Genomic DNA, 19,497 nt, shown 5'->3' with positions numbered 1-19,497 from the left:
AGGTTCATCCGCAATCGAGGTCGTAGAACCGGCTGATCTCGTTCCAGCCGTCTTCCGCCGTCTCGCACCAAGTGAACAGGTCGAGATCGCGACGGTTGATCGTGCCTTCCTCGGCCAGGGCTTCGAAGTTGATGATACGCTCCCAGAACTCGCGGCCATAGAGCAGGACAGGGATCGGTTTCATCTTGCCGGTCTGGATCAGCGTGAGCAGTTCCAGGAATTCATCCAGCGTGCCGAAGCCGCCCGGGAATACGGCCACGGCGCGGGCGCGCAGCAGGAAGTGCATCTTGCGCAGGGCGAAGTAGTGAAACTGGAACGAGAGGCGCGGCGTCACGTAGGGATTGGGCGCCTGCTCGTGCGGGAGAACGATGTTCAGGCCGAGCGATTCAGCGCCGACATCGGCCGCGCCCCGGTTCGCCGCTTCCATGATCGAGGGGCCGCCGCCCGAGCAGACCACGAACTGGCGCATGCCCTTTTCGACGATCGCGCACTGGCTGGCGAGCTGGGCAAGACGCTGCGCTTCTTCGTAGTACTTGGTCTTGGCCGCCAGCCTTTCGGCGACTTTCTTCTCTTCGTCGGTCCCCGGCGTGGCGAGAAACGCCTCGCGCTTTTCGGGCGAGGGAACGCGCGCGGATCCGTAGAAAACCAATGTCGAACCGATCTGTGCCTCTTCCAGCAGCATCTCGGTCTTGAGCAATTCGAGCTGGAAGCGCACGGGCCGCAATTCGTCGCGGAGCAGAAAATCGGTATCGCGGAACGCAAGCCGGTAAGCCGGATGTTCTGTCTGGACTGTACCGCCCTGCTTGTCGGCAAAACCGACTTCCTGTTCCGCCTTGTAGAAACGGCGCTGGGTGAGGGGCTTTTCGTCTTCGTCGTCGATCATTCTCGCTCCATGACGCGTTGCGGGCCTGCCGTCGAGTGCAGATAGCTGTGTGTCCACTTGCGCCGAACCAACCAGTCTATAGGGTTTTGCCGATGCTGAACCGTCGCCAGGCCGTCGCGGGGCTGGGAGCCTCCGCCTTGTCCTTTTCCGTTCTGCGAACGCGCGTCGCTGCCAGGGAAACGCTGCCTGGATCCGCGCCGAAAAGGCCACCACACCTTCGCGAAGGGGACGTCCTGGGGCTTGTTGCACCGGCCGGCTTCGTTGCAGACCGTTTCGGGATCGCTGATATCGAAGCCACGGTGCGCGCCATGGGCCTCGTTCCCAAGGCTGCGCCGAATTTGCTGGCGCGCGAAGGCTATCTGGCAGGTTCGGACGAAACCCGCGCGAAGGACCTGATGGCGATGTTCGCGGATGACGAGGTCCGCGCGATCATGGCGGTTCGTGGCGGCTGGGGCTCGGCGCGCCTGCTGCCCTATCTCGATTTTGCGGCGATTGCGCGCAAGCCCAAGCTGTTTACCGGCTTCAGCGATAACACGGCGCTACATCTGGCACTGACGGCGCGCAGCGGCGTGACCAGCATCCACGGCCCCAATGCCGCGGCATCCTGGCCGCCGCAGGCGTGGGACGCGTTTCGTCGCCTCGCGTTCGACAAGGCCACGCCTACGTACACGGTCCCCTCTTCCAATGGGCCGGACCTGGCGGGCCGTGGACCTGCCTTGCGGACCTTCCACGGGGGGAAGGCGCGCGGCCGCCTGCTGGGCGGCAACCTGACGGTATTGAGCGCTTTGGTCGGCACGCCCTACCTGCCCGATTTTGCAGGAGCGATCCTGTTTCTGGAGGACACCCACGAATCCGAATACCGGATCGACCGGATGCTAACCCAGCTCGCGCTGGCGGGAATTCTCGACACGGTCGCAGGCGTGGTCGTGGGGCAATGCACGCAATGCCACAATCCGGACGGCGGCTATGCCAATTTCACGGTCTACGAAGTGCTGGACCGGCGCTTCTCGGGGCTGGGCGTGCCGGCGTTCCAGGGGGCGATGATCGGCCACATCGCTCAGCAGGTAAGCATTCCGGTAGGCGTGATAGCGGAAATCGACGCCGATGCCGGAACGTTGCGAATTCTGGAACCCGTGGTGTCGTGACGTCAGGCTGCGGCAGCATTACGGCCGAGGCCATAGCTGGCGACTAGATCGACGAAGGCCGCGTTCTCGAGCGGCTCGGCGAATTCAAGCCCGGCACAGTGATCGTTGGCCCAGGCCACGAATGCCATGGAGGGGCGACAGCCCGGCAAGGCGAGGCTCACCGCTTCGTCGGTTTCCAGTTGGCCGACGCCTTCGATCCTCGCGCCGAAGCGGGTGAGATCCTTGAGCATCACCATGCTGCTGACGAGACCGCGGCGAAAGCGGGCCATCATCTCCACGTCGGCGCGCTGATGCCGGCGGGCACGATGGGGGTGGTCGAAGGATGCAATCGATGTCTGGGCCGTCATTTCGAACAATCCTGAAAAAATTAACCAGTCCCGTTCAGTGCACTCTAGCGCAGAGCTGTTTCGAGAGTGGCAGCACGCACATCCGCATATTCCACAGGTGGGGCGGTATGCAGACCGGATCAGGAACAAATGTCTCGGAGAAGCGGGATTTTGCCATCAGTCCGGGAGCCAGCAGGCCACGGTCGCATCGGGAAGATGGCTTGCGGCGCTGAAATAGGGGCAATCACCTACAGTATGATCCGGATTGCCGAAACCAGCACGGACTAGGTTGCACTCTTCTCCCCGAGATTCCGGGGAAGCTGGTAGTTAATGAGGTCTTTCGCGTGTCCACGGCCATCCCGGTCCCCGATCCGGAATCTGCCGGCACAGCGGCATTCGGAGCCGAAGTCATCCGGCCGCAGGACCCGCGGGCCCATCTCCTGACGCAATCGCTAGTGGCCTGCACGCTGGGCTCTCCCTTTGTCGGTGAGGTTCTCGCTTCGGCGCATCGCCAGCTGGGGCGGGCACCGCATCTCGATGCGACTCTTGCCGCCTGGCCTTATGATCCGGCCACGAGCGCAATGGCCTTGCGGCTCAATGCCGGCCTTCATGCCCTGGCGCGACGTGGGACTTTTACGGACCTCTCTGCTCTCTATGCCGGGCGGCACACGGAATTCGACCGGGCCGTGGGCGAAGCGTTGGAACGGGGCGAGCCGACGCTCCTGACCTGGATGTCCCATCCGACGCAGACCAACGAAGTGCGGCGATCGAGCGCGTTCATGGCGGCATTGTCCGTGCTCGCGCATCGCCATGGCCTTCCGTTCGAACTTTTCGAAGTGGGCGCCAGTGCCGGGTTGAATCTGCTGCTCGACCGCTACGCGCACGACCTTGGTGGGGTTCCTTGTGGGCAAGCCGATTCCAGCCTGCGACTGAAACCGCAGTGGAACGGTCCCCCTCCTCCTCGGGCAGATGTAAGGGTCGCTTCCGTGCGGGGCGTGGACCTGCGCCCCTTGCAGCTCGACGATCCGCTCACGCGTGAGCGGCTGATGTCGTATGTCTGGCCGGGCGACCATGCCCGGTCTCACTACTTGCGCCGGGCAATGATGCTTGCGCGAAACGCGGTTCCCGTCGTCGACCGGGACAGTGGGGGTACCTGGCTCAACCAGCGTCTGCGCGAGCCACAGGCTGCCGGCACCATGCGTGTCGTCCTGCATTCGATGGTCCTGCAGTACCTCCCGGACGACGAGTTGCAATCGGTCAAGGCATCGATCCAAGGGGCCGGAATGCGCGCGACCCGCGATCGCCCGTTTGCCCGGATCGGACTCGAATGGAATCGCGACCGAACGCAGGTGCTGTTGTGCGTTACGTCCTGGTCCGGCAGCTCCAAGGATGGCGAGCGAACGATCCTCGCCGCCTGCCATCCCTACGGCGCCTGGATCGACTGGCTTGGTGCTGCGGAAAGCCGCGCCGCGGCTTGACCCGGCCTCGCTTCACAATAATATGGTGCGCTACCGCGCGCGGGTCATCTCGCCAAGCAACGCCTGCTGGTCCAGCTCACTTGGGCGGAGCTTCTCCACTGCGACTTTGATTGAATGTTCCCGGCCTGTCGTCGGTGCCGCTTCCGGTAACTGGCGCTTGGAGAGTATCTGGCCAGCCCTTCGCCGGGCAACAAAAAGGGCGGCGCAAACGTGCACCGCCCCCTTCTGTGATTTGTCTGGCCGGACAGGTCAGAATTCGGACCAGTCGTCCTCGTTGGCCTGCACGGCAAGGTTGCCTACGGTAAGTGGCGCAGCGGCAGGCTTGGGTGCCGGGCTGTGGCGTGCTGGAGCCGGGAGCGGTGTCGGAGCCCTTGAGCGCGTCGGAGCCACCGAGTCTTCGTCGACCTTGAAGATCGAGAAGGCCTCGAACAGCTGCTGGGCCTCGCGTGCCAGCATTTCGGTGGCGGCGGTGGTTTCCTCGACCATGGCAGCGTTCTGCTGGGTCATCGAGTCCATCGCGCTGATGGCCTCGTTGACCTTCAGGAGGCCGGTCGACTGCTGATCGGCAGCCTCGGCCATGGCCTCGATCGACTGACTGACGCTGGAGACGCGTTCGATGATGCGGGTCAGCGAACCGCCGGTATCGTTGACCAGCTCGACGCCCGAGGTGACATGGTCGGTGGCAGCCAGAATGCGCGACTTGACGTCTGATGCGGCATCGGCGGCGCGCTGGGCCAGCGCCCGCACTTCGGAGGCGACGACTGCGAAGCCTTTGCCGGCATCGCCTGCGCGGGCCGCTTCCACGCCAGCATTGAGCGCCAGCAGGTTGGTCTGGAAGGCGATGCCGTCGATCACGGTGATGATCTCGGCGATTTCCTTCGTGGCCTGGTCGATGCCGTTCATCGCCTCGATGGCCCGCTTGACGACCACGCCGCCCTGTTCGGCTTCGCCGCGCGCCTCGGTCATGGCGCGGTTGGCCTGCGAGACGATGCCCGCGCTCTCGCCGACCTTGCGGGTGATCTCGTCCATGGCTGCGGCCGAGGACTGCAGGCGGGCAGCCTGTTCCTCGCTGCGGTTCGACAGGTCGGACGCGGCCTGGCGGATCTCGGACGAGCCGGTCGATATAGAGTTGATGCTGCCGCGTACCGAGAGCATGACGCCGCTGAGCTGGTCGAGCGCGTCGTTGAAATCGCGTGCGACCGAGGCAAAGGCATCGGGAAGATTCTCGAGGCGGGCACGCAGGTCGGATTCGGAAAGGTCATGCAGCTTGCGGCCGATTTCGGCCATGGCTGCCTCGCGATCCTGATCGGCCGCAATCTTGGCCACGGCCTGATCGCGGAAGACCAGCACGGCGCGGGCCATGTTGCCCAGTTCGTCCACGCGCTCGGTACCGGGTACCGATACATCGTTGCGACCGGCCGCAAGGGCGGACATCGTATCGGTCAGCTCACCGACGGGGACGGCAATGTCGCGGCTGAGCTTGCGCTGCAGGGTGACGGCAATGCCGATGAGAGCAAGGCCGCCGATGGCAAGCGCGATCCAGGCCGTGGTGATTGCCGAACCCTGACCGCTCGATTCTTCTTCAAGCTGGGCTTCCTCGTAGTCACGCAGGTCACGCAGGGGCAGCACGGCGGCGCTGACGAGTGCGGCCTTGCCGGCATCGCGCACGCGCTCGGCGGCTTCGGCACGGCGGCCCTCCTTGACCATGGCAATCGACTTGTCGCCCCAGTCCTCACGCCACTTGAGCGTTTCGGCGCGCGATTCCAGAAGCTTCTGGCGCATTTCCGGGTTGGTCAGTTCTTTCTCGAGCTCGGCCGAAGTCGCGTCGTACTCGTCGCGGCCTTCGTAGTAGGACTTGAGATAGAGATCGTCACCCGTCACCAGGTATCCGCGCACCTGGCTGTTCTGACGCAGGATCTGCGTTTCCAGGGACAGCGCCTTGGAGTGGATATCCTGATGGAAATTGGTCCGCTCGGTTGAACGGCTGATCATGGCGATGTTGACGGCGAAGACCAGCATCATGACCGCCGCCGAGAGGTTGATCGCGACGAAGGCGACCGCCAACTTCTTCGGAATGTTCAACGAGCTGAGCATATTCATTATTCCAATCTTGTGATCGCTTTCGTCAGGGGGCGGCCGCAGGATAGTGCACCCTGCAGCCGCCATTCCGTCAGAAGTTGAAGCGCAACGAGGCAGAGATGGTGCGCGGATTGATCGTGCGCGCCGTCACCACGCCGCTCGACGGGATGAAATCCGCGTCGACTTCGACGAGACCAAGAACGTCGAACAGGTTGTTTGCATTAAGCATAACCGTGACCCTATCGGTCGGACGGTATTGCACGAAGGCATTGGTCACGACGTAGCCCGGCATCTTCAGCTGGTTGCTGTCGCCGGTGTAGCTGCTGGTCGTGCCGTAGAAGTTGGCGCCGATCGTGAAGCTCTCGACCTCCACCTGCGGCGTGACCTGGAAGATCAGGTCGGCTTGCTGCTTCGGCGTATTGCCGATCTTGGTCGGATCAAGCGCGTCGGCCGTGATCTCCGCCTGGGTCCAGGTCGCACCGCCGTACACCGAGAAGATGCCGCGGTGGTAACCGGCCTCGAGCTCGGCACCATAGGCCCGGTAGCTGCGATCCAGTTCGATGTTGTGTTCGCCGGTCTTTGCCCAGAACCCGGTCACATACACTTCCAGATTATCGCCACGGTACTTGAAGCCACCTTCAGCCTGCTTGACGGGGTCGTAAGCCGCTTCAGGTACCAGCAACTCGCCAGTGACCGGGCTTACGTAGTTGGCGAAGAGGATGCGGTCGGCATTGGCGCGTCCGCCCTTGGAATAGCGGCCGAACAGCGAGAAGTTTTCCGACATGCGGTAGTTTGCGCTGACCGAGTACGACAGGTAGTCGTAGTTGTAGTGGACCGGGGCCGGATTGGTGTAGTCGATGATGCCGACATTGGTCTCGGGTATCGAAATGACGCCATCGCGATTGATGTCGAACGTCGTCGAAGCGGTCGAACCCGGAAGGCTCGAACCGTAGAGTGTCCCGCGCACGCGGCCCATATCGTAGCGGACACTCGCACCAAGAGCCAACTTGCCGAACATGTAGTTGAGCGAGCCATAGGGCGCATTGATGTCGTAGTTCACATCGTAGCGGTCACGGCGATAGTTGCCGATCAACGCCGCATTGTAGGCCAGCGTGCCATTCTGTGTCAGTTGATACGGTCCGGCAAACACGTCGATCAGATGCGCTTTTCCGCCACCGAGAACGTCGCTTACCGTGGTCGTCCAGGTCCACGCCGTATCGATGTCCTGGCTCGACTTGTAGAAGCCGGCGGTGAAAGTCAGCTTGCCCGAACCGAGATCCCACACCTTGCTGGCGCGGATATCGTTGGTCATGTTGTTCAGGCTGTTGAGGGCCACGTCCTGATCGGTGTGGAGTGCCAGCAGGCCGTTGCCGTTGAGGCTGGCCGGATCCGTGATCACCTGGCCGGCATTGGGCCCGGTTGCGTACTGCAGGCTTGAGGCCTGCAACATGGCCATGAGGACCGGAGCCGAGTTGATCGACTGGATCGGCAATGCGGCCATGGCATTGGACAAGGTGTAGGGCTGGATCGTGTGCCCCGAGATGTCGGAAAAGCGGAACTTGTCATTGATGCGCCAGCCCTCGACTTCGAACTTCGTCTCGAAGCCGATGGATTTGACCTTCGAGTGAGTTGCGTCGCTATAGGCATGGTTGGCCGGCTGGTTTGCGTCATCCAGTGTCAGGTTCGCGGGAATATAGCGCGAGAACAGCGAATCCTTGCGCACGTTCAGGCCCGGTACGTTCGAATAGTCCGGGTCGCTGCCCGAACCGGAAACCAGAACCGGGGCGTAAGGGGTCGGCACAGTCTGGTCGTCCAGCAGCTTGGCGTAAATGCGGACATAGCCGCCGGCGAAGTCCTTGGTCATGTTGAACTTGACCTGACCGCCCTTGAAACCGTCGAAGCCTGTAGCGCGCGGGCCTTCGCCCTTGCGGTAGAAGCCGCCGACATGAAAGCGCAGCGTGTCCGTGATCGGCGAGCCGTATTCGAAATCGATCCGCTTGCTGTCGTAATCGAGACCAGTGCTGATCTGGACCGTGCCGCCGGCAACGTCGCCGGTCTTGTCGATCAGGTTGACGATGCCGCCCGAGGAGTTCGAAGCAAAGGTCGAGGCCGAACCGCCGCGGATCGCCTGCACGCCCGCTAGGTTGAGGTCGGCACGCAGGAACTGGTCGGCGGTGGCGAAGGCGATGTCGCCGAATTCAAGCGTCGGCAGGCCGTTTTCCTGGATCTGCAGGAACTTCGCACCACCCAGGGCGATCGGCAGGCCGCGGATGGAAATGTTGGCAAAGCCTTCACCACCGGTGCTGCCGGCACGCATGCCGGGGATGTTGCGGAAGATCTCGGCCACCGAGCGGGCACCGAACTTCTCGATCTCGTCGCCGGTCAGCGTGCTGGTCGAGGTGGCGCTGTCGAGGCGGTCGCGCGCACGGGCGACGCCGGTGGTCATCTGGTTGACGCGGGCTTCATGGGGCGGAGGGCTGTCGGTGTTGGCGTCGCCCTCGGAAGCCAGAGCAGGCGAAGGCAGGATGCATGCCGAGGCCAGCAGGAGAAGAGTCTTGGTTTTCACTTTTTATATGATCCCTGTTGCGCTGATGTTCGCGGCGCCGGGATACGTATGGCTCGCTTACAACGACCATCCGGGCGATTAAGGATAAATGCTTGGATCGCTGCAAACCGGCCGGTCGGGCACGTACCTTGCGGCACGATGAGCCAATCGATCGGCGCCGACGCGCTGTCCGGCGATGACGGCCTGTCGATCGGCTCTTTCCGGTACATGCAATGTATGCTGGAGCTGCGAGCGAACAGGCTGTCTTCGCGGAGAAAACCGGCAATTTCCGATGCTTGATGCTGCACAGACGACGATCCCGCTGCCGTGGTCGCGCCCGGCGGTGTCGAATGTATCCCGTGTGCTTGCGCGTCATCCTCGCACGGCCAATTGCGTTGCCGGCTTGGCCCGGCGTGATCGTCTGTGGCCCATCGCCTGAGCGATTGAGGGCGCAGCCGAACGGAAGGATGCCCCGAATGGTAAACCGCCAATGACCGGTCGGAGCGTCTCACCGGCGCGATCGAAACGACTGCGCCGGGATACCGCGCCCCTGATTCGTCGAGTCGCACGGCAAGACTAATGGCCCGTCTTTTGGACGGGGTCGGACGTGCTGCGAGAAGCGCACTCAAAGCCATGAATGGAAGGAAGTGGATGCCCCGCGAGGATTCGAACCTCGATAGACGGAATCAGAATCCGTAGTCTTACCATTAGACGACGGGGCACCGGAGGGCGCCCCTCTAGAGACGCTTGCGATTCGGGTCAAGCACCTTGGCAAGATCGCCCTGCCCGACCCACTTGCTCCTTTCGTCGCAGGTCGTTAGCATCATTGGCAGGTGCCCGTCCGATGGCGGCGGGAAGACATGAACGAGAATTGATACATGGCGGAGCACGATCCGCCGGCAGCGAAAGTCGATGTGCCGGGCCGCCAGCGGCGGCGGCGAAAAGGGCGGAAGGGCAAGTCACGCCCGCGAGCCACCGGGACAGCCAAGGCAAAGGAAAGCCCCCCTCGGGAGGCACCCGCGCAGAAGGCAGACGCCGCGCCGCGCGAATATAGCGAAAACGGCCCTACGGCCCCGGCAGGGCCGGAATCGGCACGACCGGACCAGCCGCGGCAGAACTCCGCACGACCGGGACCGCCCCGACAATCCTACGCGGCGATCGACCTCGGGACGAACAACTGCCGGTTGCTTATCGCGCGGCCTTCCGGTGAGAACTTTACCGTGATCGACGCTTTCAGCCGGGTGGTTCGGTTGGGGGAAGGGCTGGCGCAGTCGGGAAAACTGTCCGACGAGGCGATGGACCGGACTCTGGCCGCCTTGCGGGTCTGTGCCGACAAGCTGATGCGCCGGAACGTGTTTCTGGCGCGCTCCGTAGCGACAGAGGCCTGCCGCCGCGCAGAGAACGGTCCGGAGTTCATCGAGCGGGTCCGCCGCGAAACGGGGATTGCGCTGGACATCATCAGCGCCCGCGAAGAGGCCCGGCTGGCCGTGCTGGGATGCCACGTGCTGCTCGAGGACGGCCTGGGACCGGCGATGATCTTCGATATCGGCGGGGGATCGACCGAACTCGTCCTGATCGAGAGTACCGGCACGGTGCCGCGCATCCTCGACTGGCAGAGCGTGCCCTGGGGCGTTGTTTCGCTGACCGAAAGCTGCGGCCCCGAAGGTCACAGCATGGAAGAGCGGCTCGAGCGGTATCGCCACATGCACAACCTGGTGTCCGAGAGCTTCTCGGCTTTTTCCAAGCGCATCGCGGGCGCGCGCGAAAGCGCCGGCCGGGCCGGCCCGCTGCGCCTGCTAGGCACCAGCGGTACGGTCACCACGCTGGCGAGCCTGCATCTCGAACTGCCCCAATATGACCGCCGCATGGTGGACGGTCTGATCGTGCCGGCCGCGTCGATGCGCGAGATCAGCGGCCGCTTGTCGTCGATGGCGGTCGAGGAACGGCGCGAGCTCAACTGCATAGGCCGCGAACGGGCGGATCTGGTCGTGGCCGGCTGCGCGATCCTGGAAGCGATCCTCGACCTGTGGCCGGCGGCTCGCCTCGGCGTGGCAGACCGCGGGATCCGCGAGGGCATCCTGCGCAGCCTGATCGCGTCGCACGGCCATGGCCGCAGGCATGGCGCAAGGGCGGCGGGGGCAAGCGTCCGGCGCGCCGTGGCGTCGCGATGAAAGGATACACCCAATGAGCCGGTCCGGACGCAATCCCGGCGAGCGGCTTCGCACGGCGAAGAAGCGCACCACGAGCTCGGCGCGTTGGCTGCAGCGCCAGATCAACGATCCCTATGTCAAGAAGGCCAAGGCCGACGGATATCGCAGCCGTGCCGCCTACAAGCTTATCGAGCTCGACGAGAAGTTCGGCCTGTTCAAGGGTGTGGAACGGGCGGTCGATCTCGGTATCGCGCCCGGTGGCTGGAGCCAGGTGCTGCGCCTGAAATGCCCGAAGGCCAGGGTGGTGGGCATCGACCTTCTGCCGACCGATCCGATCGAAGGCGTGACCATCTTCGAGATGGATTTCATGGCCGACGAAGCGCCGGCGGCGCTGGAAGGCGCGCTGGACGGGCCGCCCGATCTCGTGCTTTCCGACATGGCGGCCAATACCGTCGGTCACAAGCAGACCGATCACCTGCGCACGATGGGCCTCGTGGAAACGGCTGCCGATTTTGCAATCCAGACGCTTGCGCCTGGCGGTACATTTGTTGCCAAGGTGCTTGCGGGCGGGACGGACAGGGAACTTCTGGCCCTGCTCAAGCGCCATTTCACCAGTGTGAAGCACGCCAAGCCCCCTGCGAGCCGCAAGGACTCGTCGGAGTGGTACGTCATAGCCAAGGGCTTCAAAGGCTGACCCGTTTCAGCACCGCGCGACCCGGCCCGGTCGGTGCCGGGCGGCCTTCTGGAGATTTAACGAAAACGGCCCGCCAAGCGACTCGGTGGCGCCTGCGGACCGTTTTCGACCGGCATAGCCGGATTTCGTAACCGGATCAGTTCAGCGGTGTGTCGGCAACATTGCCCACGGCGCGGTCGGCCACGCCGGCAGGCTCGTCTGCCGTCACTTCGGCATTGCCTTCTGCTGCAGCTTCTTCACCGCCTTCGGCAGTGGCCGATGCATCACCTTCTGCGGGCGCTTCCTCTTCCGCGACCGGTTCGGGAAGCGGCAGGTTCGAGCCCTGCGTGTTGAGATAGGCGATGATGTCCGCGCGATCCTGTGGCTTGGACAGACCCGCAAAGGTCATCTTGGTGCCTGGCGCGAACGCCTTGGGGCTCTTCAGCCATTCGTTGAGCTGATCGAACGTCCAGGTGCCGCCCACGCTCTTGAGTGCATCGGAGAAGGCGAACCCGCCGACGCCCTTGCCGATCGGTTCGCCGACCACGCCATGCAGGTTCGGACCAATACCGTTGGCGCCGCCTTCGTTGATGGTGTGGCACGACTTGCACTTGGCGAAGATTGACTCGCCCTTGGCGACGTCGGCCACGGCCAGGAGGTTCGCGAAAGGAACTTCCTTGGCGCCTTCGCCCTCTTCGGCAACGCCTTCGATGGCATAGCCCATTGTTTCCGGACGCTCGTGCTTGTCGGCCTCGAAATAATGCGAACTGACAATGCTCAGGCCAAGCCCGACGATGCCGGCGAAAAGCGTCCAGCCGGCAATGGTGTTGAAACGATCGTCCATTCGTGCATGCCCCGCAGGTGAATGTTATGTCATTCGGATCGGACGCGCTCTAGTGTCGGCCAGCGCGGAGTGCAAGAGCCATTGCGGATATCGCCGTTGCCGCTTAAGCGCGCTGGCATCATGCATTCCTATCCTGGACCCGCTCTGGAACTCGTTGCCCGCATGGGCGAGGCTGCAGCCACCGACCCGGCGCGCGCCATGGCGCTGCAGGGGGCGCCGGGCTGCAATTCGCACCGCGCCGCGCTCGAATACGACCCCGATTGCCTTCCGCTTCCGTGCTTTTCCTTCGAGGATGCGCTCGATGCGGTAAAGGAGGGGCGCGCAGAAAGGGCGATCATTCCGATCGAGAACTCGCAGCATGGGCGGGTGGCCGACATCCATTTCCTGCTGCCGGAAAGCGGGCTTTCGATCGTCGGTGAGCATTTCATGTCGATTCATCATGCGCTGATGGCGCTGGGCGACGGTCCGTTCAAGGCTGCCTACAGCCATCCGCAGGCGCTCGGCCAGTCGCGTCACTATCTCCGCGAACGCGGCATCGTGCCAATGTCCTATGCCGATACGGCCGGCGCCGCCGCCTTCGTGCGCGAGCAGGGCGATTCGGAAGCCTGTGCGATCGCGCCCAAGCTTGCCGCGGAGCTTTATGGCCTGAACATCGTCGACGAGCACGTCGAGGACGCGGCGGACAATACCACGCGTTTCGTGGTGCTGGCCAAGGAGCCGCTCGATCCCTTCACGCTGCAGGGCCAACCGGCGATGACGACGTTCATCTTCGAAGTGCGCAACATCCCCGCCGCGCTTTACAAGGCGCTGGGCGGTTTCGCGACCAACGGCGTCAACATGACCAAACTGGAGAGCTACCAGATTGGGGCCAGCTTCGCCGCGTCCACCTTCTATGCCGACATCGAAGGGGCTCCCGGCGACCCGCGCGTGGACCTGGCGCTTCAGGAACTGGCCTTCCATTGCAAGTATGTGCGCCCCCTGGGCACCTACCGGCAGGCCCGCCCTCGCGGCTGACAGGGCGGCGCCCGGCAACGATTACAGGACGTTCACGGCGCTGCATGCTTGCGTGTGGTCAAGTGCCATGCCAAGCACGTCCACGTGACGGTTGCCGGGGGTCAGATCGAGAGCGCGGCCGCAGCCAGCGATGCTGCGAGGGATTGGGCGGCTGTGCGCCATGCCTCGGACATCCAGTTTGCGCCCCTGCCCTCGCCGAAGGCGCCGCCGATTCCGCAAACGCCCGAGTGGTTGCAGGCCGTCTCCCGCGCCCTGGAGGCGATCTTTGCGCCGATCGGCCGGCTTCTCGGCATGTCGTGGCCGGTGTTCCAGTGGCTGCTGATAGGCATGGCCGTGCTGCTCTTGCTCTTTCTGGTCTGGCGCCTGCTAGGCCCGGCAGTCGAGGCCTGGCACAGGCGCAGGCAGGACAAGGAAGGCGAAACCGGGCATTGGGCGCCCAGCCGTGACCAGGCGGTGGCACTGCTCGAGGAGGCGGACCGTCTCGCCGCCGAGGGGCGTTTTGCGGAAGCGACGCACCTGCTGCTTCAGCGCAGCGTCCGCCAGATTGCCGACGCGCGTCCGGACTGGGTCATTCCCGCCTCGACGGCACGCGAGATTGCCGTCCTGCCGATGCTGCCCGAGCCGGGCCGCAGGGCTTTCAACACCATTGCCGAGCGGGTGGAGCGCTGTCTTTTCGCCCTGCGCGATCTCGATGCGCAGGACTGGTCCGTTGCCCGCTCTGCCTATGCCGACTTCGCCCGTATCGAGTTGCCGGCATGAGCACTGCCTATGCGCCATCTCACGACATAGCCGTCGGCGCCAATCCGTTCTCGCGCCGGGCCGTGCTGGCCATCGTCCTCATCGGCACCCTGCTGTTCGTGGCATTGCTCTGGATGATCGGCACCGGCGCTGGAATGGGCTCCCCCAACAACGGCAAGGCCCATGCGGCCAGCAAGGGCGTGACCGGCTATGCCGCCATGACCGACTACCTCGATCGGCGGGGATATGCGGTGCGGCAGGTCCGCAACGAGGGGGCGCTCGACAAGCCGGGCCTCCTTGTCCTCACGCCGCCGGCATTCGCCAGCGGCAAGGACATAGAGAAGATCGTTTCGGCCCGGCGCTATATCGGGCCCACGCTGGTGATCACCCCCAAGTGGCTGGAACTGCCGCCGGCGCGCGACCAGTCGGGCGCGAAGAAGGGGTGGGTGCGCCTTGGCGGGACGCAGGCGCCGCACTGGGAAGGATTTCTCGACGATGTGACTGTCGACCTCGGGAAAGTCGATGCCAACGGTCAGGAGGCCAAGTGGGATGGCCTCGGGCTCTCCGGAACACTGCCGGACCGCAAGCACGTGCTTTGGGGCGAAGGCGATCGGTTGGTGCCGCTGGTCACAGAACGCGACGGCAGGATTCTTGCGGCGCTGATCGATGACGGCGGGACCTATCCGGCATTGGAGGACCTGGCGAAGCAACCGATGCAGTCCGAAATCGAGGACGAAGATCGCTATCCGCTGGTAATCGTTTTCGAGCCGGATCTCCTCAACAACTACGGCATGGCCAGCCGCGATAGCGCCCGGCTGATCGACGCGCTGGTCCCGGCAATGGAAGTCGGTGCCGACGGGCCGATCCTGTTCGACCTGACGCTCAATGGACTGGGCCGTTCGGACAACCTGCTCACGCTCGCCTTCACCCCGCCGTTTCTGGCTGCAACGCTTTGCCTGCTGCTGGCGGCCGTGATCGTGGGATGGCGTGCGTTCCTGCGCTTCGGACCGCCCTTCGCGCCCGACCGCGCGATTGCGTTCGGCAAGCGCGCCCTGGTCGCGAACGCGGCGGGTCTGGTGCGTCGGTCCGGCCGGCTGCACCTGCTCGCAGGACCCTACGCCGAGCGATCGCGCACGCGCCTCATGCAGGCCCTGGCCCTGCCGCACACCCTCGCTCCCGAGCAGGCCGGTGAAGCGATCGACCGCGCGCTCGCCTCGCGCCACGGCGACGTCGAACCGTTTACCGCGATCGTCGCGCGCCTGAAGGCAGCGCGGCGCCCGCAAGATCTCCTGAAAGCCGCGCGCGACCTTCATGCGCTCGAAAGGATGCTGATGCGATGACAGATTCTCACCCCCTCAGCCTGCCCGAAGTGGCGGCGCTCGCCGATGCGATCCGGGCGCAGATCGCCAAGGCCGTCGTTGGACAGGCAGAGATTGTCGATCACCTGCTGATCGCTCTCATGGCGCGCGGCCACGTCTTGCTCGAGGGGCCGCCGGGGACGGCCAAGACCTTTCTCGCACAGTGCTTCGCCGCGACGCTGGGCCTGGATTTCGGCCGGATCCAGTTCACGCCCGACCTGATGCCGGGCGACATCCTGGGATCCAACCTGTTCAACTTCCAGACCAGCCAATTCACGCTCACGCACGGTCCGATCTTCTGCGACCTCCTGCTGGCCGACGAGATCAACCGCACCCCGCCCAAGACCCAGGCCGCGCTGCTCGAGGCGATGCAGGAGCGGCGCGTCACGCTGGACGGCAGCGCTCATCCGCTGCCGGCGCATTTCACGGTGGTGGCAACGCAGAACCCGATCGAGAGTCAGGGCGTCTATCCGCTGCCTGAAGCGCAGCTCGACCGTTTCCTGTTCAAGCTGCTGGTCGACTATCCCAGCGCCGAGGAGGAATGTCGCATCGTTGCCCGCTATGGCGAGAACCGCGGTGCGCCGAGCCCGGCGGAGCTCGGGATCGAGGCCGTCACTTCGCCCGAGCATCTGGCCGCCGCCACGCGGGCGGTGGCAAGCGTCACGCTGGCGGACAGCGTGACCGACTACGTCGTTCGCCTGGTACGGGCCACGCGCGAAAGTCCGGACCTGTCCTGCGGGGCGAGCCCCCGGGCCGGTGTCCTGCTGGCCGGCGCCGCGCGGGCACGGGCCGCGCTCGAGGGCCGGGACTACGTGGTGCCCGATGACGTCAAGGCCCTGGCCGGCAGCGTGCTGCGCCATCGCCTGCTGCTGAGCCCTGCGGCCGAAATCGAGGGGAAGCAGGTCGAACAGCTTGTCGCGCAACTGGTCGAGCAGACCGAGGCGCCCCGCTAGAGCATGTTTCGCCGCCTCGCCCCGATTGTTCCCACCGTCCGCGCGGCGATGCTGCTGGTGCTGGCGGCTCCGGTAGCGCTGGTCATCGGCGCGACGCAGCCGGATGCCTGGGTGATCGCGCCACTGGCGGGTATCGGGATGCTCGCCCTCATCTTCGTGGATGCGCTGCTTGCGGGCCGGCTCGAGGATCTGCACCTTGTCGTGCCTGCCGATATCGAAGTGGGCGCGGAAGAGACGATGGGGGCGCAGGTCCGGCTTGGCGGAGGACGCCCTTCGGCGATGCATCTTGCGCTCGCCTGCGATCCGCGTCTGGCCCCGGGCGGGCGAATGACCTTCGATCTGACGCAGCAGGCTGCCGGCTGGCGCGGTTCGCGCTCGTTCAGCGCGGTGCGGCGGGGAACCGGCAAGGTGAGCCGCACCTGGCTGCGCTGGACGGGACCGCTCGGTCTCGGAGCGCGGCAGATCGAGGGCGATGTCGACGAAGACGTGCGGATCTGGCCAAACATAGCGGCCGTGCGCTCGCCGGCGCTGCATACTTTCCTCAAGGACGCGCAATTCGGCCTCATCGCCCGGCGTATCCGCGGCGAGGGCACTCAGTTCGAATCGTTGGCCGAATACGAGCCGGGGATGGACCGCCGCCGCATCGACTGGAAGGCCTCCGCGCGCCACGTGCACCTTTACGCCAAGGAATACGAGACCGAGCGCAACAACCAGATAGTCTTCGCCTTCGATTGCGGCCAGGGGATGTGCGAGCCGATCCAGGGCATGCCTCGGCTCGACCGGGCGATTTCAGCAGCCCTGGCAACGGCCTACGTCGCGCTCAAGGGTGGCGACCGCGTGGCGCTTTTCGGTTTCGCATCCCGCCCTGACCTGTCGACGCCGTTCATCACCGCCTCGGGCGACTTCTACCGATTGCAGCAGGCCGCGGCCGGTCTCGAATATCGAGCGGAGGAGCCCAACTTCACGCTGGCTTTGGCCACGCTTGCCGGAAAGCTGCAGCGCCGCTCGCTCATCGTGGTCTTTTCCGATTTCACCGATCCCACGAATGCCGAGCTGATGATCGAAAGCGTATCCCGTCTCGTGTCGCGCCACGTGGTGCTGTTCGTGACGATGGCCGACGATGAACTCGAAACGCTGTCCGCCGCTGCGCCGGGCGACATGGAAAGCCTGTCGGAAGCCGTTTCGGCGGACCTGCTGCTGCGCCAGCGTGATCTGGTGACGCGGCGGCTGCGGCAGATCGGCGTCGATGTCATCGAGGCCCCGTTCGACCAGATCGGTACGCGGCTGCTCGATGCCTACCTGGAAATCAAGCGATCGGGAGCGATCGGGTGAACGCAACCGTGACCACGCCTTCGGCCATCGAGAGTGCCGCGCTGCGTTCGGATCGCTTCCGGCTGGAGCGCGAGGCCGACTGGAAGCGGCTGGAGACGATCGTCTCGCGTATGGAGAAGGGACGGCTGCGCGGTATATCCGACGAGGACCTGCTGGCCCTGCCCGGCCTTTACCGTACAGTCGCTTCCAGCCTTTCGATTGCGCGCGAGACGTCGCTCGATGCTGCGACGCTGGCCTATCTGGAATCGCTCGTGCAGCGCGCATGGTTTGTAGTCTACGGGCCCCGGTCCTCCTTGTGGGAGTGGCTGCGCGGATATCTCGGCGGAGGTTGGAGCGTGGCGGTACGGGCGATTTGGCTGGATATCCTGATCGCCCTGGCCGTGATGGTGGCTGGCGCCGCGGTGGGTTGGATCCTCGTCAGTCACGATCCCGAATGGTATTTCTCGCTGGTCGGACGCGAGATGGCCGGGCAGCGGGTGCCCGGCGCCAGTGCGGAAGTGCTGCGCGGTACGCTTTTCGGTCAATCCCGGCAGGACGGCATGAGCGTTTTTGCTGCACAACTGTTCAGCAACAATGCGCAGGTTTCCATTCTCGCGTTTGCCCTCGGCTTTGCCTTCGGTGTGCCGTCGTTGCTGCTGCTGGTGCAGAACCTGGCTTCGCTGGGCGCAATGGCCTGGGTCTATCACCAGGTCGGCCTGACGCTCGATTTCGCGGGCTGGATCGCCGTGCATGGTACCACAGAACTCTTTGCCATCCTGCTGGCCGGAGCCTCCGGGTTGCATATCGGCCGTGCCTTCGCCTTTCCGGGCGACCGACCCGTCCTGCAGGCTGCGTCCGAAGCCGGCCGGCGTGCGGCGCTGGTAATGACCGGCGTGGTGCTGATGCTGGTGGTTGCCGCCCTGCTGGAAGGATTCGCGCGCCAGCTGGTCGATGAGACATTCGGGCGCTTCGCCATCGGCGGCTTCATGCTGACGATGTGGTCTGCCTATTTCTTCGCCTTCCGCGGCGATAGCAGTGGGGGGACCGATCGGTCATGAGCGCGCTTCCCACTCGCCTGCGCCGCACTGGACGCGACCGCGTTCTGGTGACACCGGAGGGCATTGCCCTGCCCGTCGCCGTTGCCAGCCGCGGTGCCCGCGTTGGCGCGCTGATGCTCGACCTGTTTTTTATCGTCGTGCTCATGATCGCGAGTACGATCGCCCTGTTCCAGATCGCCGGCGGCGTTGTCGACATCGGCCGCGAGGTGCGCTCGGGCTCGACGGCGGGGCAGGCAATGCAGTTCCTGATGATCGTGTGGATCGTGATCATGTTCCTGTTCCGCAATGCCTATTTCCTGTTCTTCGAACTGGGGCCGCGCGGGGCGACGCCGGGCAAGCGCCTGACCGGCATCCGCATCGCCGCGCGTGACGGCGGGCGGCTCACGGCGGAAATGGTCATCGCCCGCAACTTGCTACGCGATATCGAACTGTTCCTGCCGATCGTCTTCCTCGCCAGCGCGGGTATCGAAAGCGGCTGGGCGTGGTTGGCGGCGACGGCATGGTTCCTGATCTTCATGTTGCTGCCGCTGTTCAACCGCGATGCCTTGCGCGCGGGCGACGTGATCGCCGGTTCGTGGGTACTCGAACGGCCGCGCCAGAAACTGGAGGCGGCGATGTCGGCAGGGCGTACCGCCGATGGAGCGCCTGCCGTATCGGCAGAGGCGAATTCGCCCGGGCTGGCCAGTCCCGCCTACACGTTCGAGGATGCCGAACTCGAAGTCTACGGCGAGTACGAGTTGCAGACGCTCGAGCGCGTCCTTCGCGAGAACCGCAAGCAGTCCATCGAAACGGTCTACCAGACCATTTCCGGCAAGATCGGCCGCAACGACGGCTGGAACGACGAACGCGCGTTCCTGCAGGCCTACTACACGCAGTTGCGCGCGAGGCTGGAAAGCGGCATGCGCATGGGCCGGCGCAAGGCCGACAAGCATTCCGAGTGAC

General features: G+C 64.6%; 16 protein-coding genes and 1 tRNA gene. 11 read left to right on the top strand and 6 right to left on the bottom strand.

Annotated features, from left to right (window positions below; translation table 11 throughout):
• Nucleotides 1-4 precede the first annotated feature (4 nt).
• On the bottom strand, nt 5-883 hold the full coding sequence (locus LK12_RS20955; RefSeq protein WP_197063607.1) for an LOG family protein: 879 nt from the start codon (nt 881-883) through the stop codon (nt 5-7).
• 92 nt (nt 884-975) lie between these two features.
• Here LK12_RS20955 and LK12_RS20950 point away from each other — a divergent pair, with 92 nt between their 5' ends.
• Complete coding sequence (locus LK12_RS20950) at nt 976-2,028, top strand: S66 peptidase family protein (protein ID WP_082010674.1); 1,053 nt, start codon at nt 976-978, stop codon at nt 2,026-2,028.
• Nucleotides 2,029-2,030: 2 nt separating this feature from the next.
• Here LK12_RS20950 and LK12_RS20945 read toward each other — a convergent pair whose 3' ends face one another.
• A complete protein-coding gene (locus tag LK12_RS20945; protein WP_052223677.1) occupies nt 2,031-2,375 on the bottom strand; it encodes a hypothetical protein in 345 nt (114 codons plus the stop codon).
• A 323-nt stretch (nt 2,376-2,698) separates the two neighbouring features.
• Here LK12_RS20945 and LK12_RS20940 point away from each other — a divergent pair, with 323 nt between their 5' ends.
• A complete protein-coding gene (locus tag LK12_RS20940) occupies nt 2,699-3,832 on the top strand; it encodes a DUF2332 domain-containing protein (RefSeq protein WP_052223662.1) in 1,134 nt (377 codons plus the stop codon).
• A 249-nt stretch (nt 3,833-4,081) separates the two neighbouring features.
• Here the strand turns inward: LK12_RS20940 and LK12_RS20935 are convergent, their stop codons facing one another.
• The 3 genes from LK12_RS20935 to LK12_RS20925 all read right to left on the bottom strand — a co-directional run bounded on the left by LK12_RS20935 (nt 4,082) and on the right by LK12_RS20925 (nt 9,178).
• Nucleotides 4,082-5,932 carry a methyl-accepting chemotaxis protein gene (locus LK12_RS20935; protein WP_052223661.1) on the bottom strand — a complete coding sequence of 617 codons (1,851 nt, stop codon included), beginning with the start codon at nt 5,930-5,932 and terminating at the stop codon, nt 4,082-4,084.
• A 70-nt stretch (nt 5,933-6,002) separates the two neighbouring features.
• Entirely contained in the window at nt 6,003-8,477 is a 2,475-nt protein-coding gene (locus tag LK12_RS20930; protein WP_052223660.1) for a TonB-dependent receptor domain-containing protein, read from the bottom strand.
• 627 nt (nt 8,478-9,104) lie between these two features.
• Nucleotides 9,105-9,178: transfer RNA gene (locus tag LK12_RS20925), tRNA-Gln, on the bottom strand.
• Between the two features lie 156 nt (nt 9,179-9,334).
• Here LK12_RS20925 and LK12_RS20920 point away from each other — a divergent pair.
• Both LK12_RS20920 and LK12_RS20915 read left to right on the top strand, forming a co-directional pair.
• On the top strand, nt 9,335-10,627 hold the full coding sequence (locus tag LK12_RS20920; protein ID WP_039288588.1) for a Ppx/GppA phosphatase family protein: 1,293 nt from the start codon (nt 9,335-9,337) through the stop codon (nt 10,625-10,627).
• Between the two features lie 13 nt (nt 10,628-10,640).
• Nucleotides 10,641-11,300, top strand: coding sequence for an RlmE family RNA methyltransferase (locus LK12_RS20915; RefSeq protein ID WP_039288586.1), 660 nt, complete (start codon nt 10,641-10,643; stop codon nt 11,298-11,300).
• 136 nt (nt 11,301-11,436) lie between these two features.
• Here LK12_RS20915 and LK12_RS20910 read toward each other — a convergent pair whose 3' ends face one another.
• On the bottom strand, nt 11,437-12,123 hold the full coding sequence (locus LK12_RS20910; protein ID WP_039288583.1) for a c-type cytochrome: 687 nt from the start codon (nt 12,121-12,123) through the stop codon (nt 11,437-11,439).
• Between the two features lie 120 nt (nt 12,124-12,243).
• Between LK12_RS20910 and LK12_RS20905 the strand changes: the two genes are divergently transcribed.
• The 7 genes from LK12_RS20905 to LK12_RS20875 all read left to right on the top strand — a co-directional run bounded on the left by LK12_RS20905 (nt 12,244) and on the right by LK12_RS20875 (nt 19,496).
• On the top strand, nt 12,244-13,137 hold the full coding sequence (locus LK12_RS20905; protein ID WP_039288580.1) for a prephenate dehydratase: 894 nt from the start codon (nt 12,244-12,246) through the stop codon (nt 13,135-13,137).
• Nucleotides 13,138-13,221: 84 nt separating this feature from the next.
• Nucleotides 13,222-13,896, top strand: coding sequence for a hypothetical protein (locus tag LK12_RS20900; RefSeq protein ID WP_052223676.1), 675 nt, complete (start codon nt 13,222-13,224; stop codon nt 13,894-13,896).
• A complete protein-coding gene (locus LK12_RS20895; protein ID WP_039288577.1) occupies nt 13,893-15,215 on the top strand; it encodes a hypothetical protein in 1,323 nt (440 codons plus the stop codon). The genes LK12_RS20900 and LK12_RS20895 overlap by 4 nt, the downstream gene beginning before the upstream one ends.
• A complete protein-coding gene (locus LK12_RS20890) occupies nt 15,212-16,186 on the top strand; it encodes an AAA family ATPase (protein ID WP_039288575.1) in 975 nt (324 codons plus the stop codon). The genes LK12_RS20895 and LK12_RS20890 overlap by 4 nt, the downstream gene beginning before the upstream one ends.
• A 3-nt stretch (nt 16,187-16,189) precedes the next feature.
• Complete coding sequence (locus tag LK12_RS20885; protein WP_039288572.1) at nt 16,190-17,518, top strand: DUF58 domain-containing protein; 1,329 nt, start codon at nt 16,190-16,192, stop codon at nt 17,516-17,518.
• Nucleotides 17,515-18,555 (top strand): stage II sporulation protein M, encoded by a 1,041-nt coding sequence (locus LK12_RS20880; RefSeq protein ID WP_082010671.1) that lies wholly within the window; start codon nt 17,515-17,517, stop codon nt 18,553-18,555. Before LK12_RS20885 ends, LK12_RS20880 begins: the two co-directional genes overlap by 4 nt.
• Nucleotides 18,552-19,496, top strand: a complete 945-nt coding sequence (locus LK12_RS20875; protein WP_039288566.1) for an RDD family protein — start codon at nt 18,552-18,554, stop codon at nt 19,494-19,496. Before LK12_RS20880 ends, LK12_RS20875 begins: the two co-directional genes overlap by 4 nt.
• Nucleotide 19,497 lies beyond the last annotated feature (1 nt).

This window comes from Novosphingobium malaysiense (assembly GCF_000802225.1).
In the GTDB taxonomy this organism is placed as follows: Bacteria; Pseudomonadota; Alphaproteobacteria; order Sphingomonadales; family Sphingomonadaceae; genus Novosphingobium; species Novosphingobium malaysiense.
The sequence above is the reverse complement of the archived record's forward strand: the minus strand, read 5'-3'. Positions and strand labels throughout refer to the sequence as shown.

Excerpts from the sequence above, each read along its gene's own strand:
- LK12_RS20955 (WP_197063607.1), bottom strand. The coding sequence starts at position 883 with ATGATCGACGACGAAGACGAAAAGCCCCTCACCCAGCGCCGTTTCTAC.
- LK12_RS20950 (WP_082010674.1), top strand. The coding sequence starts at position 976 with ATGCTGAACCGTCGCCAGGCCGTCGCGGGGCTGGGAGCCTCCGCCTTG.
- LK12_RS20945 (WP_052223677.1), bottom strand. The coding sequence starts at position 2,375 with ATGACGGCCCAGACATCGATTGCATCCTTCGACCACCCCCATCGTGCC.
- LK12_RS20935 (WP_052223661.1), bottom strand. The coding sequence starts at position 5,932 with ATGAATATGCTCAGCTCGTTGAACATTCCGAAGAAGTTGGCGGTCGCC.
- LK12_RS20920 (WP_039288588.1), top strand. The coding sequence starts at position 9,335 with ATGGCGGAGCACGATCCGCCGGCAGCGAAAGTCGATGTGCCGGGCCGC.
- LK12_RS20915 (WP_039288586.1), top strand. The coding sequence starts at position 10,641 with ATGAGCCGGTCCGGACGCAATCCCGGCGAGCGGCTTCGCACGGCGAAG.
- LK12_RS20910 (WP_039288583.1), bottom strand. The coding sequence starts at position 12,123 with ATGGACGATCGTTTCAACACCATTGCCGGCTGGACGCTTTTCGCCGGC.
- LK12_RS20905 (WP_039288580.1), top strand. The coding sequence starts at position 12,244 with ATGCATTCCTATCCTGGACCCGCTCTGGAACTCGTTGCCCGCATGGGC.
- LK12_RS20895 (WP_039288577.1), top strand. The coding sequence starts at position 13,893 with ATGAGCACTGCCTATGCGCCATCTCACGACATAGCCGTCGGCGCCAAT.
- LK12_RS20890 (WP_039288575.1), top strand. The coding sequence starts at position 15,212 with ATGACAGATTCTCACCCCCTCAGCCTGCCCGAAGTGGCGGCGCTCGCC.
- LK12_RS20885 (WP_039288572.1), top strand. The coding sequence starts at position 16,190 with ATGTTTCGCCGCCTCGCCCCGATTGTTCCCACCGTCCGCGCGGCGATG.
- LK12_RS20875 (WP_039288566.1), top strand. The coding sequence starts at position 18,552 with ATGAGCGCGCTTCCCACTCGCCTGCGCCGCACTGGACGCGACCGCGTT.